This window comes from Mesorhizobium sp. M8A.F.Ca.ET.021.01.1.1, from assembly GCF_003998025.1.
Taxonomy (GTDB): Bacteria; Pseudomonadota; Alphaproteobacteria; order Rhizobiales; family Rhizobiaceae; genus Mesorhizobium.
The window spans coordinates 1-1,688 of sequence record NZ_RZSJ01000863.1 but is presented as its reverse complement, the minus strand read 5'-3'; the positions used below and the strand labels follow the sequence as shown (position 1 = coordinate 1,688).

The 1,688-nt window shown below is 66.7% G+C and carries 2 protein-coding genes; both read left to right on the top strand.

Going from position 1 to position 1,688, the window contains the following annotated elements:
- Positions 1-913: penicillin-insensitive murein endopeptidase (gene mepA / locus EOA36_RS34855; RefSeq protein ID WP_127281182.1), on the top strand; the 913-nt coding region annotated here is incomplete at its 5' end.
- A 335-nt stretch (positions 914-1,248) separates the two neighbouring features.
- Positions 1,249-1,688, top strand: a 440-nt coding sequence (locus EOA36_RS34845; RefSeq protein WP_189553529.1) for a glucokinase, incomplete at its 3' end; no start/stop codon positions are given.

The following is a 1,688-nucleotide window of genomic DNA, read 5'->3' as shown; positions in this document are numbered from 1 at the left end:
GGGCTGTTTTGCCGGCGGCGTCGCCATTCCGATGGATGGCCCGACCTGGCAGGTGATGCGGCCTTCGCGCAACCGCCGCTGGGGCCATCCGGCGTTGATCGCGCTGATCGAGAAACTGTCGCGCGATGCCGTCGCCGATGGCTGGCCGGGCCTGCTGATCGGCGACATCGCGCAGCCGCGCGGCGGCCCGATGCTGACCGGCCATGCATCGCACCAGATCGGGCTCGATGCCGACATCTGGCTGACGCCGATGCCCGACCGCACGATGACCAGGGCGCAGCGCGAAAACATGAGCGCCACGCTGATGGTCGACGACAAGACTCATCTGGTGAAGGACGCGCTGTGGACGCCGGCGCACACGGCTTTGCTGAAGCGGGCCGCGAGCTACCCGCAAGTCGAGCGCATCCTGGTCAATCCGGGCATCAAGAAAAAGCTCTGCGACACGGTCAAGGGCGACCGTACCTGGCTGCGCAAGATCCGGCCGTTCTGGGGCCATGACTACCATTTCCACATGCGCATCGGCTGCCAGCCCGGTTCGCCCACTTGCAAGGGGCAGGAAGCGACGCTGGATGAGGACGGTTGCGGCAAGCCGCTGGCCTGGTGGTTCACGCAGGAGCCCTGGCGGCCCAACAAGAACCCCGATGCGCCCAAGGCCCGCGACCTGATGACGATGGCCAACCTGCCCAAGGAATGCCGCGCCGTGCTCGACGCGCCCGGGCCCGCCTCGGCCGAGGCGGCGACCTATAACGGTAGCGCTGTGCCGGTCGCGGTGGCGGCGCCCGAACCCGAAGCGCCGTCGCTGCCCGCCACCACGGCCAGCAGCACGGAAGGCCTGCCAAGCGCGTTGAACGCCTTCACCGCGACACCCGAAGTAGGCGTGCCGGTACCGCGTCCACGGCCGCCGGGGAATTGACGATTGATTGCCGAGGTCGGTGCTGCCCCTCATCGCCCTGCCGGGCACTTCTCCCCGTATAGGGACGGGGAGAAGGAGGCTGGCCGCAGCCTTGGCGCCCTCCTTGCCACGTCAGCGATTGGCGAAACCATCGATGACAGCGCCCCTCTCCCCGTCGCTATACGGGGAGAGGGTGCCGGCAGGCAGGTGAGGGGCGGCGCCGACGGCGCAAGGATCGGATTCAAATTTGAAGCGATTGTCTGGAACTGAAAGCAAGCGCCTTTCCCTTTGCAAGGCCATGCGCTAGTCAACGGGCAAACAGCGGCACGTAGCCCGGACGGGGAACGGACGAGAGCATGCCAAGCACAGCCGATGACGAGACTTTGCTGCGGTTTCCGATCCTGATCGGCGATATCGGCGGCACCAATGCGCGCTTTTCGATCGTGCTCGACGCCAATTCCGAGGCCGGCGAGCCGACCATCGTCCAGACCGCCAATTACACCACCATCGACGAAGCGATCCAGGCGGCCGTGTTCGACCGCTCCTCGGTTCGGCCCAATTCGGCGGTGCTGGCGGTTGCCGGTCCGGTCGACGGCGACGAGATCGAGCTCACCAACTGTCCCTGGGTGGTCAAGCCGAGGCAGATGTTCGCCAATCTGGGCTTGAGCGACATCGTCGTGCTCAACGATTTCGAGGCGCAGGCGCTGGCCGTCGTCGCGCTCGGCGAAGAGCATATGGAAAAGATCGGCGGCGGCACGCCCGAGCCCAATGCCGGCCGCGTGGTGCTGGGTCCGGG